Source organism: Proteus vulgaris (genome assembly GCF_011045815.1).
GTDB classification, from domain to species: Bacteria; Pseudomonadota; Gammaproteobacteria; order Enterobacterales; family Enterobacteriaceae; genus Proteus; species Proteus vulgaris_B.
Window position 1 is genome coordinate 3888424 of record NZ_CP047344.1, and the last position, 19397, is coordinate 3907820.

Annotated in this window: 13 protein-coding genes; 5 read left to right on the top strand and 8 right to left on the bottom strand. The window is 38.1% G+C overall.

Going from position 1 to position 19397, the window contains the following annotated elements:
* Positions 1 to 9: 9 nt before the first annotated feature.
* From ubiA to pgi, 3 genes are all read right to left on the bottom strand, one after another.
* Positions 10 to 864: a 4-hydroxybenzoate octaprenyltransferase gene (gene ubiA, locus GTH24_RS18235; protein ID WP_072070937.1), complete on the bottom strand. Its 855-nt coding sequence runs from the start codon at positions 862 to 864 to the stop codon at positions 10 to 12.
* A 28-nt stretch (positions 865 to 892) separates the two neighbouring features.
* Positions 893 to 1402 (bottom strand): chorismate lyase, encoded by a 510-nt coding sequence (ubiC, locus tag GTH24_RS18240; RefSeq protein ID WP_072070951.1) that lies wholly within the window; start codon positions 1400 to 1402, stop codon positions 893 to 895.
* A 222-nt stretch (positions 1403 to 1624) separates the two neighbouring features.
* Complete coding sequence (gene pgi, locus GTH24_RS18245; protein WP_072070938.1) at positions 1625 to 3271, bottom strand: glucose-6-phosphate isomerase; 1647 nt, start codon at positions 3269 to 3271, stop codon at positions 1625 to 1627.
* 265 nt (positions 3272 to 3536) lie between these two features.
* Between pgi and lysC the strand changes: the two genes are divergently transcribed.
* Both lysC and GTH24_RS18255 read left to right on the top strand, forming a co-directional pair.
* Positions 3537 to 4913, top strand: a complete 1377-nt coding sequence (gene lysC / locus GTH24_RS18250; protein ID WP_072070939.1) for a lysine-sensitive aspartokinase 3 — start codon at positions 3537 to 3539, stop codon at positions 4911 to 4913.
* Positions 4914 to 5056: 143 nt separating this feature from the next.
* Entirely contained in the window at positions 5057 to 5872 is an 816-nt protein-coding gene (locus GTH24_RS18255) for a hypothetical protein (RefSeq protein WP_164526802.1), read from the top strand.
* 67 nt (positions 5873 to 5939) lie between these two features.
* On the opposite strand, the gene GTH24_RS18260 is transcribed toward GTH24_RS18255, so the two are convergent.
* Both GTH24_RS18260 and metH read right to left on the bottom strand, forming a co-directional pair.
* A complete protein-coding gene (locus GTH24_RS18260; protein ID WP_072070941.1) occupies positions 5940 to 6518 on the bottom strand; it encodes a hypothetical protein in 579 nt (192 codons plus the stop codon).
* Positions 6519 to 6652: 134 nt separating this feature from the next.
* A complete protein-coding gene (gene metH, locus GTH24_RS18265; protein ID WP_072070942.1) occupies positions 6653 to 10330 on the bottom strand; it encodes a methionine synthase in 3678 nt (1225 codons plus the stop codon).
* Between the two features lie 253 nt (positions 10331 to 10583).
* Between metH and iclR the strand changes: the two genes are divergently transcribed.
* The 3 genes from iclR to GTH24_RS18280 all read left to right on the top strand — a co-directional run bounded on the left by iclR (position 10584) and on the right by GTH24_RS18280 (position 14302).
* Positions 10584 to 11420 (top strand): glyoxylate bypass operon transcriptional repressor IclR, encoded by an 837-nt coding sequence (iclR, locus tag GTH24_RS18270; protein ID WP_072070943.1) that lies wholly within the window; start codon positions 10584 to 10586, stop codon positions 11418 to 11420.
* 305 nt (positions 11421 to 11725) lie between these two features.
* The gene (edd, locus tag GTH24_RS18275) at positions 11726 to 13582 is read left to right on the top strand and encodes a phosphogluconate dehydratase (RefSeq protein WP_164526803.1); all 1857 of its coding nucleotides are present in this window, start codon (positions 11726 to 11728) and stop codon (positions 13580 to 13582) included.
* Between the two features lie 78 nt (positions 13583 to 13660).
* A complete protein-coding gene (locus GTH24_RS18280) occupies positions 13661 to 14302 on the top strand; it encodes a bifunctional 4-hydroxy-2-oxoglutarate aldolase/2-dehydro-3-deoxy-phosphogluconate aldolase (RefSeq protein WP_072070952.1) in 642 nt (213 codons plus the stop codon).
* 73 nt (positions 14303 to 14375) lie between these two features.
* On the opposite strand, the gene aceK is transcribed toward GTH24_RS18280, so the two are convergent.
* The 3 genes from aceK to aceB all read right to left on the bottom strand — a co-directional run bounded on the left by aceK (position 14376) and on the right by aceB (position 19143).
* Positions 14376 to 16097, bottom strand: coding sequence for a bifunctional isocitrate dehydrogenase kinase/phosphatase (aceK, locus tag GTH24_RS18285; RefSeq protein ID WP_115350325.1), 1722 nt, complete (start codon positions 16095 to 16097; stop codon positions 14376 to 14378).
* 76 nt (positions 16098 to 16173) lie between these two features.
* Positions 16174 to 17481 (bottom strand): isocitrate lyase, encoded by a 1308-nt coding sequence (gene aceA, locus GTH24_RS18290; protein WP_072070945.1) that lies wholly within the window; start codon positions 17479 to 17481, stop codon positions 16174 to 16176.
* Between the two features lie 69 nt (positions 17482 to 17550).
* Positions 17551 to 19143, bottom strand: coding sequence for a malate synthase A (aceB, locus tag GTH24_RS18295; RefSeq protein ID WP_164526804.1), 1593 nt, complete (start codon positions 19141 to 19143; stop codon positions 17551 to 17553).
* Positions 19144 to 19397: the final 254 nt, after the last annotated feature.

Genomic DNA, 19397 nt, shown 5'->3' on the forward strand with positions numbered 1-19397 from the left:
TACGATATCTTAGAAATAACTAAATAAAATACCCGCAAATAAAACAAAACCAACATAATTATTATTCATAAACGCTTGAAAACAAGGCGCTCTTTCACGCTCTGCAATCAGTTTTTGTTGATAGATAAAAAGTGCGGTAATCAATAATATCGACCAATAATAGATGCCTTTCATGTTCAGCAGAACACCAATGCTCACGAGTAGCGCTAACATCATCAGTTGTAAAATACCGATAATAATTTTGTCATAACGACCAAATAAAATAGCGGTAGATTTTACACCAATCTTTATATCATCATTGCGGTCAACCATCGCATATTGGGTATCGTAAATCACCGACCAGACAATATTGACAAGAAATAATAGCCAACATACTAATGGTAAGCTTTCAGAAACAGCAGCAAAACCCATTGGAATTGACCACCCAAAGGCCATACCTAAAATAAGCTGAGGTAGATTACTGAAGCGTTTAACAAAGGGGTAAAACCATGCTAGTGCAAGTCCTGCTACAGAGAGCCAAATTGTCATCGTATTGAGTGTGAGTACCAAGCCAAATGACAATATAACCAATACAATAAATAAAATTTTACTCTCTTTTTCTGTCACAGCCCCACTAGGTAATGGTCTATTTTTAGTTCGTTCAACGCTGCCGTCAATTTTTCTGTCAGCAAAGTCGTTTATTACACACCCAGCGGCACGCATAGAGAACACGCCAATAGTAAAGACAATCAGAATATGCCAATCAGGAAAACCTTTAGCAGCAATCCATAAAGCCCAATAAGTTGGCCAAAGTAATAATAGCGCTCCGATAGGTTTATCTATACGCATTAAACGGCTATATGCCTGCCATTTATTGTGCGTCATACTTCCCTCCAATTTTAGCTCCCCCTAATTACTTCTCATACATTGGTGATGCAGGTAGAAACACCTCGGTTAATAATAAAGGTTTATCTGAAAGCTGGAAACGAGAACGGCGTAGCCAATACCCATTTTGTTGCCCGATATGAATAAAATCACGGCTTAAGGTTGTTTCCTGAAACAAATAACGTCCAAGAGGAACGGTTCTTAAATTGACCAGTTTTCTATCTTCACCTGTCAGTGTCTCTTCTGGTACTAATGTTCGCCCTAATAACCAAGGAACATTATCACCACACAATACCACTTCTCTTAACCAATAACGCTGACTTTCAGGTAAACATGCTTTTTCGTCAGCAGGCTCAATAACATCAACAAATCCTTCTTGATAAGGCATCACTGTCACTTTTTGACAATGCTGTTCAAACCGTCGCGTCATTGAACCTAATTCCATTAACCAACTTAATGTACTTTCTTTAATATTTTCATGTTCCTCACTGGGCAACCAATGGATAGGAGCAGGGGTAATTATTGATTTCTTGAACATTATTTCATCATCACGCGTTGATGATCCTAGCTTGTGTGAGTCATGATGTATAAGGATATCATGATGTGACTAAGGGAAGTTAAAAGCTGATAACATTTCGCATAAATAATCTAAAAAAGCGTTAAAAGAAAATCAGATTAAGCACGAAACATTCAAAAAATAAAGGAGGCCATAAAAACCTCCTTTGTATCTAACCGACTACTTATATTCAATTTATTCGGATTAACGCCATGCTTTATAACGATTAATCAGGTTATTTGTTGAGCTATCGTGGCTGTTAACACTTTCCTTACCTTTTAATTCAGGAAGGATACGATTAGCAAGCTGTTTACCTAATTCAACACCCCATTGGTCAAACGTGAAGATATTGAAAATAACACCTTGTACAAAGATCTTATGTTCATACATTGCAATCAATGCACCTAATGAATAAGGCGTAATTTCTTTTAACAAAATAGAGTTAGTTGGGCGATTACCTTCGAACACTTTAAAAGGTGCAACATATCCCATGGCTTTAGGATCTTTTCCTGCTGTGGCAAATTCAGCATCAACTTGCTCACGAGTTTTACCAAAAGCGAGCGCTTCTGTTTGAGCAAAGAAGTTAGACATCAATTTTGCATGGTGATCAGATAATGGATTATGACTAATTGCAGGTGCAATAAAATCACAAGGAATAATTTTTGTACCTTGGTGGATCAGTTGATAAAACGCATGTTGACCATTTGTACCCGGTTCGCCCCAAATAATAGGCCCTGTTTGGTAACTGACTTTATTTCCATCACGATCAATATACTTACCATTTGATTCCATATTGCCTTGTTGGAAGTAAGCAGCAAAACGATGCATGTACTGATCGTATGGCAGAATCGCTTCAGTTTCTGTGCCAAAAAAATTGTTATACCAAATGCCAATCAGTGCAAGGATTGTTGGGATATTATTTTCAGCATCAGCGGTTCTAAAGTGGTTATCCATAGCATGAGCACCTTCCAGTAATTGCTCAAAGTTGTCATAACCAACAGATAACGCGATAGATAAACCAATTGCTGACCATAATGAATAGCGACCACCAACCCAATCCCAGAACTCAAACATATTGGCAGTATCAATACCAAATTTTTCAACTTCAGTACTATTCGTAGATAACGCAACGAAATGTTTAGCGACAAAAGCACTCTCTTTCGCTGACGCTAAGAACCAATCTCTTGCTGAATGCGCATTTGTCATGGTCTCTTGTGTTGTGAATGTTTTTGATGCGATTAAGAACAATGTCGTTTCAGGATCACATTTTTTCAGTGTTTCAGCAATATGAGTACCATCAACATTCGAGACAAAATGCATAGTAAGGTGATTTTTATACGGGCGTAATGCTTCTGTTACCATATAAGGACCAAGATCAGATCCACCAATACCAATATTTACAACATCAGTAATTGCTTTGCCTGTATAACCTTTCCATTCACCACTAATAATACGCTCACTGAATTTTTTCATTTTATTCAGTACTGCGTTAACTTCTGGCATAACATCTTTGCCATCAACGATAACTGGAGTATTGCTACGATTACGTAATGCAGTATGCAATACAGCACGATCTTCAGTACGGTTGATTTTTTCACCCGTAAACATGCTATTTATCGCACCTTCTACGTCACATTCCTTAGCTAAAGCCTGCAATTTATCTAATGTTTCTTTCGTAATGCGGTTTTTTGAAAAATCCACTAGAATTTGGTCTGAAAATATTTTTGAAAATTGCTCAAAGCGTGATGGTTCCTGAGCAAAAAGCGTTTTCATATCGGTATCTTTGATAACCGAAAAATGGTTTTCTAATGCCTTCCAAGCTAGGGTTTGAGTTGGGTTTACATTTTTCATTCACAATACTCTCTTAAGATTACAATCCAATATCCTCAGATTGTAGCCTGACATTTAATAGTTACAGTCAATTCTTTCTCATTTGATGATATTGGTCAAAACCAATCAACAAATCTAGTACTAATTACTTACATAGGTAAAACCGATAATGTGGAGCTGATTATTAATTAAATTGATTATTCTTCACTCTGCATTGACTCTCCACTTAATAACCGATATTCCTAATTGTGTTCAACATCTCATTTTTGCCTAAAGGAATACGACAATGACTGATAATACTGCTACGCCTTCATCATCATCACCATACACTATTGCTAAATTTGGTGGCACTAGTGTTGCTAACTATTCAGCAATGGAAAAATGTGCAGATATTATCCTGAAACAAAAGTCAGTTCGTGTCGTCGTCCTTTCCGCATCCGCTGGGATCACTAATCTGCTGATTGAACTTGCAGCAGGTACTGAACCCTCACAACGAGACACTTTACTTTCACAAGTTCGCGATATTGAGTACGCGATTATCAATCAACTCTCTCAACCAGAAATTATTTCCCAAGAAATAAACCGCCTGCTTGAAAATATTGAGATGCTCTCTGAAGCGGCAGCGTTAGCGACTTCTGATGCATTAACAGACGAACTTGTAAGTCATGGCGAATTAATGTCAACCTTACTTTTTGTTGAGTTACTACGTGAAAAAGGCATACAAGCAGATTGGTTTGATGTCAGAAAAGTGATGAAAACGAACGATCTATTTTGTCACGCTGAGCCAGATATGGGGCAATTGACTGAACTCACACAAAACCTTATTCAGCCTCGTCTAGATGAAACTGTTATTGTTACACAAGGCTTTATTGGTCAAGAACCAAAAGGTAGAACAACAACTCTAGGTCGTGGTGGTAGCGACTATACAGCTGCATTGATTGGTGAAGCACTTGGAATGTCTCGTGTGGATATCTGGACCGATGTACCAGGTATTTACAGCACTGACCCAAGAATAGTGCCAGAGGCACATCGCATTGATCAAATCGCCTTTGATGAAGCAGCAGAAATGGCTACTTTTGGGGCTAAAATTTTGCACCCCGCTACATTATTACCTGCCGTTCGTAGTGGTATTCCCGTTTTTGTAGGCTCAAGCAAAGCCCCTGAAGAAGGCGGTACTTTAGTTTGCGCTCAAACAGAAAACCCACCTGTATTCCGCGCAATTGCACTACGTAGAAAGCAAACATTACTCACATTACATAGCCTAAAAATGCTTCATGCGCGTGGATTCTTGGCTGAAATTTTTACCATTTTATCGCGCCACCATATTTCGGTTGATGTGATAACAACATCAGAAGTCAGTATTGCTTTAACCCTTGATACAACGGGTACAACAAATTCATCAGGCAGCTTATTAACCAATGCATTATTAACCGAGCTTTCTGCATTATGCCGTGTTGAAGTAGAAGATGATCTGGCATTGGTTGCCGTGATTGGTAATTCACTTTCACAGGTAAATGGTTTAGGTATTAAGATTTTCGGCACATTAGAAGATTACAATATTCGTATGATTAGCCACGGTGCAAGTACTCATAATTTATGTTTATTAGTTGATGGCAAAGATGCGGATAATATTGTACGTAAATTGCATGATACTTTGTTTTAACAAATTCACATTGAAAAGAGAGAGATAAACTTTTTATCTCTCTCAATTTTCAACCTTTATTGCTGAAAAGGTGTAAGCTTTAAAGAACTTCATTTAATAATAATTAGAATCAAAATCTAACTTTATTAATGGAGTAATAAAAAATGAAAATTTATGATAATCTTTGCAGTATTATAAAAAATAACGCAGAAAAAGTAACATACTCTAACGCAGATAATACTTTAAAAAAAATAAAAAATCAGCTTTCCTCGGTCGAAAACTCTAATCAAATTTATACAACAGTAGAGAAAAACACACTCTCTATTTTAAAAAATATTGAGTTAAATAAGACTTCTTCTAATGATATAAAAGATAGTTCTTTATTAGATCAACAATGTATTGAATCAATAATAAAAATAAATAATATGTGTAAGCATAAAGATATTTTCTCAATAGGACAATACAACAAAATATTAAGTAAAATTGAAAAAGAGAATATAAAAAAAATAAGTCAAGAAAGTGAGGCAAGTAAAAAAGAAACTCTTTTAAAAATTAAAGAAGAGCTATTTAATAAAATAAAAGGACCCAACGAGAAAATAAAAGAACTCATTGACGTACATTATCAATGCTTTCAGGAAATAACAAAAGAAATTGAAAACACTGATAATAAAAACATCCCTGAAAAAATAAATGAATATAACAAATACAAATCCAAAATTATCGATAAAATAAATAACCATGAAATTAACAATGAAGATTTAACAGATCCTACTGAACTCAGACAATATATAAAAGAACTTCAAGAATATAATAAAAATCTAAATAAATTTATTGAAATAATAAATGGTATTACTCACAGATATGAAAAAGAATTAGAAATACTTAGCGATCACCATTTTAAATTACCTGATGATAAAATTTTAAATATGCTAAACTATCATCTAGATAAATTAAAAGGAGTGAGCTTACAAATTAATTAATCTTTTAAATAAATCCAAACTAAAGTTTTCTAATAGGCTTCTTTTTAGAAGCCTATTTTTTAATAATTTAATAAACCCGATAACCACCATATTTCTTTGCAAATTGATTAAATTTACCGAAATCAATTAAAGCAATTTCTAAAGAGCGATGTGCGAGATGCGACATTTTTGCGATTTTTTCAACAAAAACTCGGTTATCTTCTAGCAGTTTAGCAGTAAGTGTAGCAGCAATTATTTCACACTCTTTTGGTGTGACTATCCAACCATCATTAGTAGCAAATTTATGGATAGGGATATTACCGTCTTTCTCACTTTCTTTTGCTAATAGCGCCTCTTCTTCTTTCATTGCCTGTTTAAATAATTCTATTTCTTCTTTAACAGGTTCTGGAGTAGTAGGAATTTGATGATAAATATAATCGCCCACTTCTTCGATTCGTGCCGGTGTCATTTCGGCTTTCAGCCAAATTTTATCAAATGCTTTTTCGTCTAAAATTGCCTCTGTATCTAAACTTCCGGTTAATTGCATCAGATTTAAAAAAGCATTAATTAACACTTCATTTAATGGATAGCTCCCTTTGACTAAAGAAGGGAAAGGGATTTCAGTGCCAGCGGGCGGAGTTTTCTGAAGATACAAAGTATAACTCATCGTTATGTCCTTTTTTTCTGATACAAGTTCTCAGCTTAAACACCTTTAATGGGAACTGCCAGAGAAAATAACAAGGGGATATTACTATCCCCTCGCTATTTATTGCATTATTGAGATCTGAAAATAAAAATAAACTAAGAGTCATACCCTAAATTAGGCGCTAACCAACGTTCAACTTCACTGACACTCATTCCTCGGCGTTTTGCATAATCTTCAACCTGATCTTTTTGAATTTGAGCAACGGCGAAATATTTACTGTCAGGGTGGCTAAAATACCAACCCGACACTGAAGCACCAGGCCACATAGCATACGCATCAGTTAGTTTCATCCCAATGCGATTTTCAACATCAAGTAATTGCCAAATTTTTGCTTTTTCTGTATGTTCAGGACAAGCAGGGTACCCCGGCGCAGGTCTTGTTCCTTGATATTTTTCTCGAATAAGCTCGTCATTAGAGAGGTTTTCATTAGGGCTATAACCCCAAATTTTTGTTCTCACTTGTTGGTGAAGGTATTCCGCAAATGCTTCAGCAAGACGATCCGATAGTGCTTTTACCATAATTTTATTGTAATCATCATGGGCATTATCATAAGCATTGGCGAGCGTGTCTTCCTCTAACCCTCCTGTTACAGCAAAAGCACCAAAATAGTCAGGAACACCGCTTTCTATGGGAGCAATAAAATCTGCTAAACAGTAGTTAGGAAACTCTTTTTTCTCTGTTTGCTGACGTAAATGGCAACTGTACAATAATTTATGCTGCCGGCTTTCATCTTGATAAATAACAATATCATCACCCAGACGATTAGCTGGGAAGATCCCCACAATACCTTTAGGTGTGAGTAAGTTTTCATGACTTAGCTTATCCAGCATCGCGTTCGCATCAGCAAATACCCGTTTCGCCTCTTCGCCCACCACATCATCTTCTAAAATACGCGGATATTTTCCTGCTAAAGACCATGTCATAAAAAAAGGCGTCCAGTCGATATATTCACGCAACACATCAATACTTGCAGTAATTTCTTGCACACCAAGTTGATTCGGTTTTGGGGGCATGTAATTTTGCCAATCAATTTTAAGTGCATTGGATCGTGCAATGTCTAAAGAGACTGGCGGTGTACGTGGTTTTTTTCTAGCGTATTGTTGGCGCACTACTTCATATTCACGCCGTGTTTTTGCAACAAAATCAGCTTTTTGAGTTTCAGATAACAGAGCTGCGACAACACCTACCGTACGTGATGCATTCTGCACATAAACAGTAGGGTGGCTATAATTTGGCTCTATTTTTACGGCAGTATGGGCTTTAGATGTTGTTGCGCCACCAATCATTAATGGCAACGAGAAACCTCTCCTTTCCATCTCTTTAGCCACATTCACCATTTCATCAAGTGATGGGGTAATCAGACCTGAAAGACCAATAATATCAACTTTTTCATCAATCGCCGTTTGCAGGATCTTATCGCAAGGTACCATCACCCCCAGATCGATAATCTCATAGTTATTACACTGCAAAACAACACCCACAATATTTTTACCAATATCGTGAACATCCCCTTTTACGGTAGCGAGTAAAATTTTACCTGCGGAAGTACCTGCTTGTTTTGTCGCTTGAATATAGGGTTCAAGATAAGCAACCGCTTGTTTCATCACCCTTGCTGATTTCACAACTTGAGGTAAAAACATCTTCCCTTCGCCAAACAAATCACCCACTGTATTCATACCATTCATCAGTGGCCCTTCAATAACTTCAATTGGGCTTGATACTTGTTGACGACAAGCTTCTGTATCTTCAACAATAAATTCGGTGATCCCTTTAACTAAAGCGTACTCTAGACGTTTCTCTACATCCCATTGTCGCCATTCAGCAAGTTGATGGTTTTGTTCATCGCTTTTCGTTCCACGATAACGCTCTGCCAATGCTAATAGATTATCTGTGCTTTCTTCATGGCGATTTAAAATAACGTCTTCTACAGCATTACGTAGCTCATCCGGTAATGAGTCGTAAATAGCAAGTTGCCCTGCATTCACAATCCCCATATCCATACCATTTTTTACGGCGTAATAAAGAAAAACAGAGTGAATAGCTTCACGAACAGGATCGTTACCCCGAAATGAGAATGAAACATTAGAAACACCGCCAGAAATTAAGGCATATGGGAGTTGAGATTTAATATCGGCACAGACTTCAATGAAATCAACAGCATAATTATTATGTTCTGCAATCCCTGTAGCGACAGCAAAAATATTAGGATCGAAAATAATATCTTCTGGTGGAAAACCTGCTTGTTCTGTTAATAGTTGATAAGCTCGACGACAAATTTCGATTTTACGCTCTCGAGTATCCGCTTGGCCCACTTCATCAAATGCCATAACAACGACAGCGGCACCATATTTACGCACTAATTTAGCATGTTCAAGAAAAGGAATTTCTCCCTCTTTCATAGAAATCGAGTTAACAATTCCCTTGCCTTGAATACATTTCAAACCTTCTTCAATGACTTCCCATTTGGAAGAGTCAATCATTACAGGGACTTTAGCAATATCAGGTTCACCAGCAATAAGATTGAGAAAACGTGTCATTGCTTCAACAGCATCTAACATGCCTTCATCCATGTTGATATCAATAATTTGAGCACCGTTTTCAACTTGTTGACGTGCAACATCTAAGGCTTCTTGATAATTACCTTCTTTTATCAATCGCTTAAATTTAGCAGAACCTGTTACGTTAGTTCGTTCCCCCACATTCACAAATAGTGAATTCTCATCAATCACTAAAGGCTCTAAACCTGAAAGGCGACACGCTTTCTTAAGGGACGGTAATACTCTTGGCGCAATACCTTCTACTGCTTGTGAAATTGCAAGAATATGTGCAGGTGTTGTTCCACAACATCCCCCTACAATATTGAGAAATCCGGCTTGCGCCCACTCTTTAATTTGCTCAGCCATTTCTTGAGCATCTAAGTCATAACCTCCAAATGCGTTAGGTAAACCAGCATTAGGGTGAGCGCTGACATAGGTCTCAGAAATTTGCGAAAGTGTTTGAATATATTGGCGTAATTCTTTAGGGCCTAATGCACAGTTTAAGCCAAATGAGAGTGCATCAGCATGGCGCAAAGAGTGGTAGAACGCTTCTGTTGTTTGACCCGTTAAAGTTCTTCCTGAGGCATCTGTAATAGTGCCAGAGATCATCACAGGTAATTCAATATTCAGCGCTTCAAATTCACATTTAATCGCAAAAATAGCTGCTTTCGCATTTAATGTGTCGAAAATAGTTTCAACCATAATTAAATCGACGCCGCCTTTAATTAATCCTCGAATTGCTTCTCGATAAGCATCCACCAGCTTATCAAATGAAACATTACGAAATGCAGGATCATTTACATCAGGAGATATGGACGCCGTTCTATTTGTTGGTCCTAAAACACCAGCAACATAACGCGGTTTATCGGGTGTTAAGACACTCCATTTATCTGCACAGGTTTTCGCTAATTTTGCGGCCTCTTCATTCAACTCAAAACAGAGCGACTCCATCTGATAATCAGCCATCGCAATGGATGTTGAGTTAAAGGTGTTGGTTTCAACAATATCAGCACCCGCTTGAAAGTAGGCATCATGTATATCTGCAATAATCTGGGGTTGTGTTAACACTAAAAGATCATTATTTCCTTTAACATCACAACCCCAATTAGCAAAACGCCCACCTCGATAATCAGCTTCTGTTAGTTGGTATTGCTGGATCATTGTACCCATTGCGCCATCGAGTACTAAGATACGTTTTTCTAATGCTTCCACCAGTTGTTGTTTTATGTTTGCCACGTTGTTTCCTCTTAACCGAGAATGTTTTTATTCTTATTTCTTTATTTTTCTTTCGTTGTTTTTTTATCCTACCATATCTTTTTATAAAGATTTCTAAGACGAAGATGAGAGATTTTCACTCAGTGATAAATGCTTTTAATAAATATTTCTTATCACACACTTTGTTTTGAAAAATGCAGTGATCGGAGGAGTTTTATTATGCGAGATAGTTCATAATAGATATTAATATGGATAGCATTTCTGGAGTGTATGCATGACAGTTTCCCCTACAAATAAAAAAGTGCGTAAGACGAAAACAACTGCCACTCAAAGTACCGCACAAGGAGGCCCTGTTCAGTCATTAAGTCGTGGGCTAACATTATTGGAATATATTTCCGAATCTCCTGGTGGTATCGCCCTAACAGATCTCGCCTTTCAAGCTGGGTTGCCTAATTCCACAACACACCGCTTACTCACTACACTTCAGCAACATGGTTTTGTCCGTCAAGTTGGAGATTTAGGCTTGTGGGTTGTTGGTACGCACGCTTTTATTGTTGGCAGTAGCTTTCTGCAAACTCGTAATCTTTTAGTAATGGTGCATCCTATTTTGCGTCAGTTGATGGAAGATTCTGGTGAAACCGTCAATCTGGCGATCCTTGACCAAATTGAATTTGATGCCGTGATTGTCGATCAAGTGCAATGTAATGCACTAATGAGAATGTCGGCGCCTATTGGTGGTAAATTACCGATGCATGCATCAGGTGCCGGTAAAGCATTTCTTTCAACGTTACCAGAAAATAAATTGCTACCGCTACTCCAGAAAAAAGGCTTAATGGCCTATACACCTCACACCAAAACTCTCCCTTCTTCTTTAAAAGAAAATTTGGAGCAAGCCCGTAAACAAGGCTTTTCTTTCGATGACGAGGAGCATGCTTTAGGCTTACGCTGTATTGGTGCTTGTATTTATGATGAACACCACCAACCTTTTGCTGCAATTTCACTTTCAGGCCCTGTTTCTAGAATGACTGATTCACGTATCACTGAATTAGGCGCTATGGTTATCAAGGCTGCAAAACAAATTAGCCGTGAATACGGTGGTGTAAAAAGCTGATCCTATCTTTCACCTTCCTCATTACCAAGCAATGAGGAAGGAACTCCCTAATTAAACCGATTCAGCTTTTTAAAAAGACAGCTTTTCGGCTTTATATTCGTTAAATATTAAAAAACTGTTATTTATCACCTAAAAAAATTGATGTTGATCACAGATGTTGTTTAAGACGCATTAAGGGTATTGCAACTCTTCTTGTTACCCGTAACAATGTTACCGGTAACAAATACTATAGCTAAATTCAAATACTCTCTTTTCATAGCCAATAGTAACGCTCATCACCCTGTGTGAATAAAGGAAGCATCATTATGAACCCTAAAAACCATGATCCAATTCAGAACGACTTTGTTCCGCTTAACGAGACTGTAAAACAGGTAACAGAGCGCATTATTGCTCGCTCACAATTGACTCGTCGTGCTTATCTGAAAAAAATCGAAGCCGCAAAAAGCCAAACAGTGCATCGCGCTCAATTGGCCTGCGGTAATTTAGCTCATGGTTTTGCTGCTTGTCAGGCTGACGATAAAAATCGCCTGAAAAATATGGTTCATAATGATATTGCCATTATCACTGCTTACAATGATATGTTGTCAGCTCATCAGCCGTATGAAAATTATCCTCAAAAAATTAAAAAGGCATTGCATGCTGTTGGTGCCGTAGGGCAAGTTGCAGGGGGTGTTCCTGCTATGTGTGATGGTGTAACTCAAGGTCAAGATGGGATGGAATTATCACTCCTGAGTCGTGATGTGATTGCGATGTCAGCCGCTGTCGGTTTATCCCATAATATGTTTGATGGTGCACTCTATTTAGGGATCTGCGATAAAATTGTTCCTGGACTGACGATGGCAGCGCTCTCTTTTGGTCATCTTCCTGCTATTTTTGTTCCAGCAGGCCCTATGACGAGTGGTTTACCAAATAAAGAAAAAGTGCGTATTCGCCAACTTTATGCTGAAGGTAAAGTGGATCGTCATGCTTTATTAGAAGCCGAAGCTGCGTCTTACCATAGCATTGGCACATGCACTTTTTACGGTACAGCGAACTCAAATCAGATGGTCATGGAAATGATGGGGTTACATTTACCCGGTACTTCTTTTGTTCACCCAGATACACCATTGCGTGACGCATTGACTGATGCAGCAGCTAGCCAAATAGTACGTCTTACTGAAAACTCAGGTAATTACCTCCCTATCGGTCAATTAGTTGACGAGAAGGTAATTGTAAACGGCATTATTGCTCTATTAACAACCGGAGGATCAACCAATCTGACAATGCACTTAGTTGCAATGGCACGAGCGGCTGGCATTATCATTAATTGGGATGATTTCTCTGAACTTTCGCAAGTTGTGCCACTTATTGCTCGTATTTATCCTAATGGCCCTGCCGATATCAACCAGTTTCAAGCAGCAGGTGGTATCGCACTAATTATTCGTGAACTACTGAAAAAAGGCTTAATTCACCGTGATGTCAATACTGTTGCAGGATTTGGCATTGAGCGTTATACCTTAGAACCTTGGCTAAATGAGGGCAAACTTGATTGGCGCGAGGGTACGATAAGCTCTTTAGATAAAGACGTCATTGCTGATATCAATACACCATTTTCATCACATGGTGGTACACAAGTGATGCAAGGTAATTTAGGCAGAGCTGTAATGAAAACTTCTGCCGTACCTGATGAAAATAAAATTATCGAAGCCCCAGCTGTGGTGTTTAATAGCCAACATGATATTGCCACTAAATTTGAAGCTGGTGAGCTAAATAAAGATTGTGTTGTGGTTGTGCGTTATCAAGGGCCACAAGCCAACGGTATGCCAGAATTACATAAATTAATGCCACCATTAGGGGTGTTAATGGATAAAGGCTACAAAGTAGCATTAGTTACCGATGGCCGACTTTCAGGCGCATCTGGTAAAGTGCCCGCTGCAATTCATGTCACTCCTGAAGCCATTAATGGTGGTTTATTATCCAAAGTACACGATGGTGATATCATTCGTGTTAATGGTAAAACAGGTGAGTTAACACTCCTTGTTGATGAACAAACACTCAATGCTCGCCAAGATAAGATGCCTGATTTAAGTACGAACAATATAGGCTGTGGCCGTGAACTGTTTGTGAATTTGCGTCGTCATTTATCCGGAGCTGAACAAGGTGCTTGTTGTATTGATTTTTAATACCAACAAGTTTTAATGCCTAACGAGGAGCAGATTTAATTCATTTGCTCACCATTTTCTAATTAGGAAATACAAATGATGAATCATTGGAATACAAGTGCAGAGTCTGTACTAAAATCAGGGCCAGTTGTTCCTGTTATTGTTATTAATCATATTGATGAAGCTGTGCCTATTGCCAAAGCATTAGTTGCAGGTGGCGTAAAAGTTTTAGAAGTCACATTACGTACTGATTGCGCTATTGAAGCTATTCGCCGTATTGCGAAAGAAGTCCCAGAAGCCATTGTAGGTGCAGGGACCGTGATTAATCCGCAACAGTTAGCACAAGTTACTGAAGCAGGCGCTCAATTTGCTATTAGCCCAGGGTTAACAGAAGCGCTACTCAAAGCAGCTGTAGCTGGAACGATCCCTTTAATTCCGGGTATTTCAACAGTTTCTGAGCTAATGCTCGGTATGAGTTATGGCTTAAATGAATTTAAGTTTTTCCCTGCTGAAGCCAACGGGGGTGTTAAGGCATTAAAAGCGATTGCAGGACCATTCTCAAAAGTTCGCTTCTGTCCAACCGGAGGCATATCACCAGATAATTACCGTAATTACCTAGCGCTAGAAAGTGTACTTTGTATTGGTGGCTCTTGGTTAGTCCCTAATGATGCGGTTAAAGCAGGTGATTTTCAGCGTATTACTGAATTAGCTAGAGAAGCTGTTGCTGGTGCTCAGTGCTAATTTTTGCAATAAAATATAGTTAGCCCAATAAAGATAGGTATCCCCTTTATGCCTATCTTTGTTTTAACCTTTTTTACCCTGATGGATCACGATAAGCAAATCGCTTAGTTTGAGAATAAGCGTAAACATCTTCAATATACCCTTCTTTAATTCTTTGCTGTTGTTGTTGCCAATATTCTGGTGATAAAAGATCACGATGTTGAGCCTCAAAATAATGACAAACTTGTTTATCGCTGCATAAAAAATAACGAAATTCTTCAGGAAAAACATCATTAAGCGCAACGCTATACCAAGGTTCACTAGCTAATTCGTCTTCAGGATAGCGGGCCGGAGGGATCGCCCGAAAATTCATATCTGTCATATAACTAATTTCATCATAATCATAAAAAATAACACGATGATGGCGAGTCACTCCAAAGTTTTTAAATAACATGTCACCCGGAAAAATGTTTGCAGCAATAAGCTCTTTTAATGCTTGTCCGTAGTCTTCGACGACAGCCTTGAGTTGATTATCATTACATTGCGCCATATAGATATTGAGAGGTGTCATTCTGCGTTCCATATAAAGATGGCGGATCAGTAGTTTATCGCCTAGATCTTCCAATTTATTTGGGATCTCCTGTTCAAAGACAGCCATTAGCTCAGGGCTAATTCTTTTTTTATCGACCACAAAATTCTCAAATTCTTGAGTATCTGCCATTCTCCCAACACGATCGTGCTCTTTAACTAATTGATAGCACTCTTTTACGCGCTCAGAGGTGATCGTTTTTTGTGGCGCAAATTTATCTTTGATCACTTTAAAAACGCGATCATACGTCGGTAATGTAAATACCAACATCACCATACCTTTTACTCCAGGTGCTTCGATAAATTGCTCCGATGAAAAATTCATAAAAGCAAGGTATTCGCGGTAGTATTCTGTTTTACCGTGCTTTTGACATCCAATAGACATATAAAGCTCAGCGACAGATTTCCCCGGTAATATATCTCTTAACCATGCAACTAATGCCGCAGGAAATGGTGCATAAACCATAAAATAAGAGCGGGCAAAACCAAAGACAATGCTGGCCTCATCTGCGGTTATCAAACAAGTATCAATCAATAATTGTTGTTCAATATTATGAATAGGTAATAGAAACGGAATATATTGATTATCAATAACAATTTTACCTATTAGCCAAGCAGCTTTATTGCGATAAAAGAGTTCATTTGCAATATGAAATTCCGCATTACGTAACTGAAAAGCAGAAAACTGAGCATTTAGCACATTACAGATTGAATTAATATCTCGTTGCTTATTTTGCCACGGCAACCGTAAAGGTAAGCGCGATAAGATATCTTGCAATAATGTCGGTAAATCACTTTGAATAACAAACTGCTTTGATAATGGTCGAGGTGCTTGTGTAAAGCGATAAGCAGGTTGTGATGAAAAAACAAAAAGATTTTTTTTATTCAATTCACGATGGTGAAACAGGCGACAATAGACAGAATTAAAAAAGCTTTCTGCAATCTCAAATCGAGGGTAATTGGGGAGTAATAATGTATAGTTTTCTTTTACTTTTTGTAAAAAAAGGCTTTCTTTATCAATGTCGTGACGAATACATCTAAGTTGTTCAACCACTAATCCAACATGATTATCATATAAACGGATGCGCTCTTTCATCGCCAGTTGAGCACTATGCCAATCTGCTTGTTCAAAACGATATTGAGCTCCTGACGTTATCTCAAGGAAACGACCATATTGAGCATCAAAACCCTGTAAAATTGTTTGAGCAATCAAATCTTCTGGCGTCATTCACAACCTCACGAAAAAGAGGAGCATCCTGCTCCTGAATTATCACCACAAAAATAGATAATAATATTTTTAAACTTTAGAATTGCTGCTCTTCTGTTGAGCCTGTTAGTGCCGTTACAGAAGATATGCCACCTTGAATAATCGTCGTGACTTTATCAAAATATCCTGTTCCCACTTCTTGTTGATGTGATGAGAAGGTATAGCCTTGATTAAGTGCAGCAAATTCTTTTTCTTGTACTTTTTCAACGTAATGCTTCATACCTTCGCCTTTAGCGTAGTCATGTGCCAAATCAAACATGTTGAACCACATGCTATGAATACCCGCTAAAGTAATAAACTGGAATTTATATCCCATTGCAGAAAGCTCATCTTGGAAATGCGCAATCGTGCGATCATCAAGATTCTTTTTCCAGTTAAAGGAAGGAGAACAGTTATAAGCCAACATTTTCCCTGGATATTTATCGTGAATAGCCTCAGCAAACTTAGCCGCCATTTTCAGATCAGGGAGAGATGTTTCACACCACACCAAATCGGCATAAGGCGCATAAGCAAGGCCACGGCTAATGGCTTGATCAATACCCGCATGGGTACAGAAGAAACCTTCAGGTGTACGTTCTCCTGTTAAGAACGAACTATCATAAGGATCGCAATCTGAAGTTAAGAGATCCGCGGCATCGGCATCTGTTCTTGCAACTAACAAAGTTGGTACATCAGACACATCAGCCGCTAAACGTGCCGCAACCAATTTTTGTACAGCTTCTTGAGTTGGAACAAGTACTTTCCCACCCATATGACCGCATTTTTTCACTGCTGCTAACTGATCTTCAAAGTGAACCCCCGCAGCCCCAGCTTCAATCATAGCCTTCATTAATTCAAAGGCATTTAATACGCCACCAAAACCAGCTTCTGCATCAGCCACAATAGGAAGGAAAAAATCAATATAGTCTTTATGTTGAGGACCAATACCGTTAGACCACTGAATTTGATCTGCTCGTCTAAAGGTATTATTAATACGCTGAACAACATTAGGTACCGAATCAACCGGATATAAAGACTGATCAGGATACATGCTTGCCGCAGTGTTAGCATCAGCAGCGACTTGCCAGCCTGAAAGATAAACCGCTTCTAACCCGGCTTTTGCCTGTTGCAAAGCTTGCCCACCGGTTAAAGCCCCTAATGCATTCACATAACCTTTTTTCGATTTTCCATTTAATGATGACCAAAGCCTTTGAGCGCCGCGTCGTGCTAAGGTATGTTCTGGGTTAACCGAACCTCTTAATTTAATGACATCTTCAGCGCTATAAGGACGAGTAATCCCTTTCCAGCGAGGTTGTTCCCACTCTTTCTCTAATTGGGCGATTTGCTCTGATCTACTAATAGTCATAAAAACAGCTCCTATAAATACGGTAGTGATGATGTTTGCAGTTTATAAATACGTTTTGACGTATCTTTTTTAATTTAAAAGTTGATAACCCGGCAAAGTCAGAAAATCGACTAATTCATCTTGGGTTGTAATGTTATCCATCAAAGAAGCGGCTTCTTTAAAACGCCCTTCTTCAAAACGAGTATCACCGACTTCTTGGCGTATCACCTCAAGCTCCTCTTTCAACATTTTACGAAAGAGAACTTTAGTCACAATTTGCCCATCAGACAGCGTTTTTTGGTGGCGTATCCATTGCCAAATAGAAGTACGTGATATTTCTGCCGTTGCCGCATCTTCCATTAATCCATAGATAGGTACGCAACCATTACCAGAAATCCACGCTTCGATATATTGCACAGCAACACGGATATTAGCTCTCATACCTTTTTCAGTTCTTTCGCCCGTACAAGGTGCTAATAACATTTCTGCCGTTATTTTTTCATTACGTTGTACATCGAGTTGATTTGAGCGAGCTCCCAGTACCGCATCAAAAGCAGCTAATACGGTTTCAGCAAGCCCAGGATGGGCAATCCAAGTACCATCATGGCCATTTGTTGCTTCAAGCTCTTTATCATCGAACACTTTTTTCAAAATGACGCCGTTTTGTTCCGGATCTCGACTTGGAATAAATGCTGACATTCCTCCCATCGCAAAAGCACCACGCTTATGGCAAGTTTGAACAAGTAAACGAGAATAAGCACTCAAGAAAGGCTGAGTCATCGTGATCCCTTGTCTATCTGGTAATACACGATCAGGATAATTTTTTAATGTCTTGATATAGCTAAAAATATAATCCCAACGGCCACAGTTAAGCCCAACAATATGCTCTTTCATGTGGAAAAGAATTTCTTCCATTTGGAAAACAGCGGGTAAGGTTTCAATTAATACCGTGGCTTTAATAGTTCCTGTTGCTAAACCAAAGCGCTTTTCAGTGAAATGAAAAACATCACTCCACCATTTCGCCTCTTGCCATGTTTGCAATTTAGGAATGTAGAAATATGGCCCACTTCCTTTTTCTAACAGCGCTTTGTGGTTATGATAAAAATACAATGCAAAATCAAATACCCCCCCAGAAATAGGTTTCCCCTGCCATAACACATGTTTTTCAGGAAGATGTAATCCTCTAACCCTGGCAATCAATACTGCCGGTGACGCTTTAAGTTGATAGCATTTACCCTGTTCATTGGTATAAGAAATGGTACCTTTGACGGCATCGCGTAAATTGATTTGCCCATCAATCACTTTGTCCCATGTAGGAGCCAAGGAATCCTCAAAGTCCGCCATAAAAACTTTTACATTGGCATTTAATGCATTGATAACCATTTTGCGATCAACAGGTCCTGTTATTTCAACACGACGGTCTTGTAGATCTTTAGGTATTGGATTGACTTTCCACTCTGAGCTTATAATGGAATTTGTTTCCGAAATAAAATCAGGAAGCATTCCATTATCAACCTTATTTTTCCACTGTTCTCTTTCTGCTAATAAAGTATCCCTTTTCTCTGAAAAATGATTAACCAAATCAGTTAAAAACAATTTAACATCTTGATTTATCATCTCTTTTTCTTGTTCACCAAAAGATTGCGTAAAATTTAATTCTTCTGTTATTAACGATTGTGACATTCTGCATTCCCCTAAAATCGTTTACACACCTGATTAAGATTAATGTAGTTTTCACAAAAATCAAAAATGAATTCCATTTTTATTTAAATATTTTTTAACAATGTGATTACAATAGTGTTTTTTTATTGTACAAAAATGAAAGTTTCAAAAATAACTCGAGGGATCTTGAAGAGATCGCTAGCGAAAGGAAAAAAAGAATATCCATACTTGATGATTTTACCTATATAGCTTTTTCTTATATGAATATTCTTCAT

Bases quoted from the DNA above. Each gene is read 5' to 3' on its own strand.
- GTH24_RS18280 (WP_072070952.1), top strand. From the start codon at position 13,661: ATGAATCATTGGAATACAAGTGCAGAGTCTGTACTAAAATCAGGGCCA.
- lysC (WP_072070939.1), top strand. From the start codon at position 3,537: ATGACTGATAATACTGCTACGCCTTCATCATCATCACCATACACTATT.
- iclR (WP_072070943.1), top strand. From the start codon at position 10,584: ATGACAGTTTCCCCTACAAATAAAAAAGTGCGTAAGACGAAAACAACT.
- aceK (WP_115350325.1), bottom strand. From the start codon at position 16,097: ATGACGCCAGAAGATTTGATTGCTCAAACAATTTTACAGGGTTTTGAT.
- GTH24_RS18260 (WP_072070941.1), bottom strand. From the start codon at position 6,518: ATGAGTTATACTTTGTATCTTCAGAAAACTCCGCCCGCTGGCACTGAA.
- GTH24_RS18255 (WP_164526802.1), top strand. From the start codon at position 5,057: ATGAAAATTTATGATAATCTTTGCAGTATTATAAAAAATAACGCAGAA.
- pgi (WP_072070938.1), bottom strand. From the start codon at position 3,271: ATGAAAAATGTAAACCCAACTCAAACCCTAGCTTGGAAGGCATTAGAA.
- aceA (WP_072070945.1), bottom strand. From the start codon at position 17,481: ATGACTATTAGTAGATCAGAGCAAATCGCCCAATTAGAGAAAGAGTGG.
- ubiC (WP_072070951.1), bottom strand. From the start codon at position 1,402: ATGTTCAAGAAATCAATAATTACCCCTGCTCCTATCCATTGGTTGCCC.
- ubiA (WP_072070937.1), bottom strand. From the start codon at position 864: ATGACGCACAATAAATGGCAGGCATATAGCCGTTTAATGCGTATAGAT.
- aceB (WP_164526804.1), bottom strand. From the start codon at position 19,143: ATGTCACAATCGTTAATAACAGAAGAATTAAATTTTACGCAATCTTTT.
- edd (WP_164526803.1), top strand. From the start codon at position 11,726: ATGAACCCTAAAAACCATGATCCAATTCAGAACGACTTTGTTCCGCTT.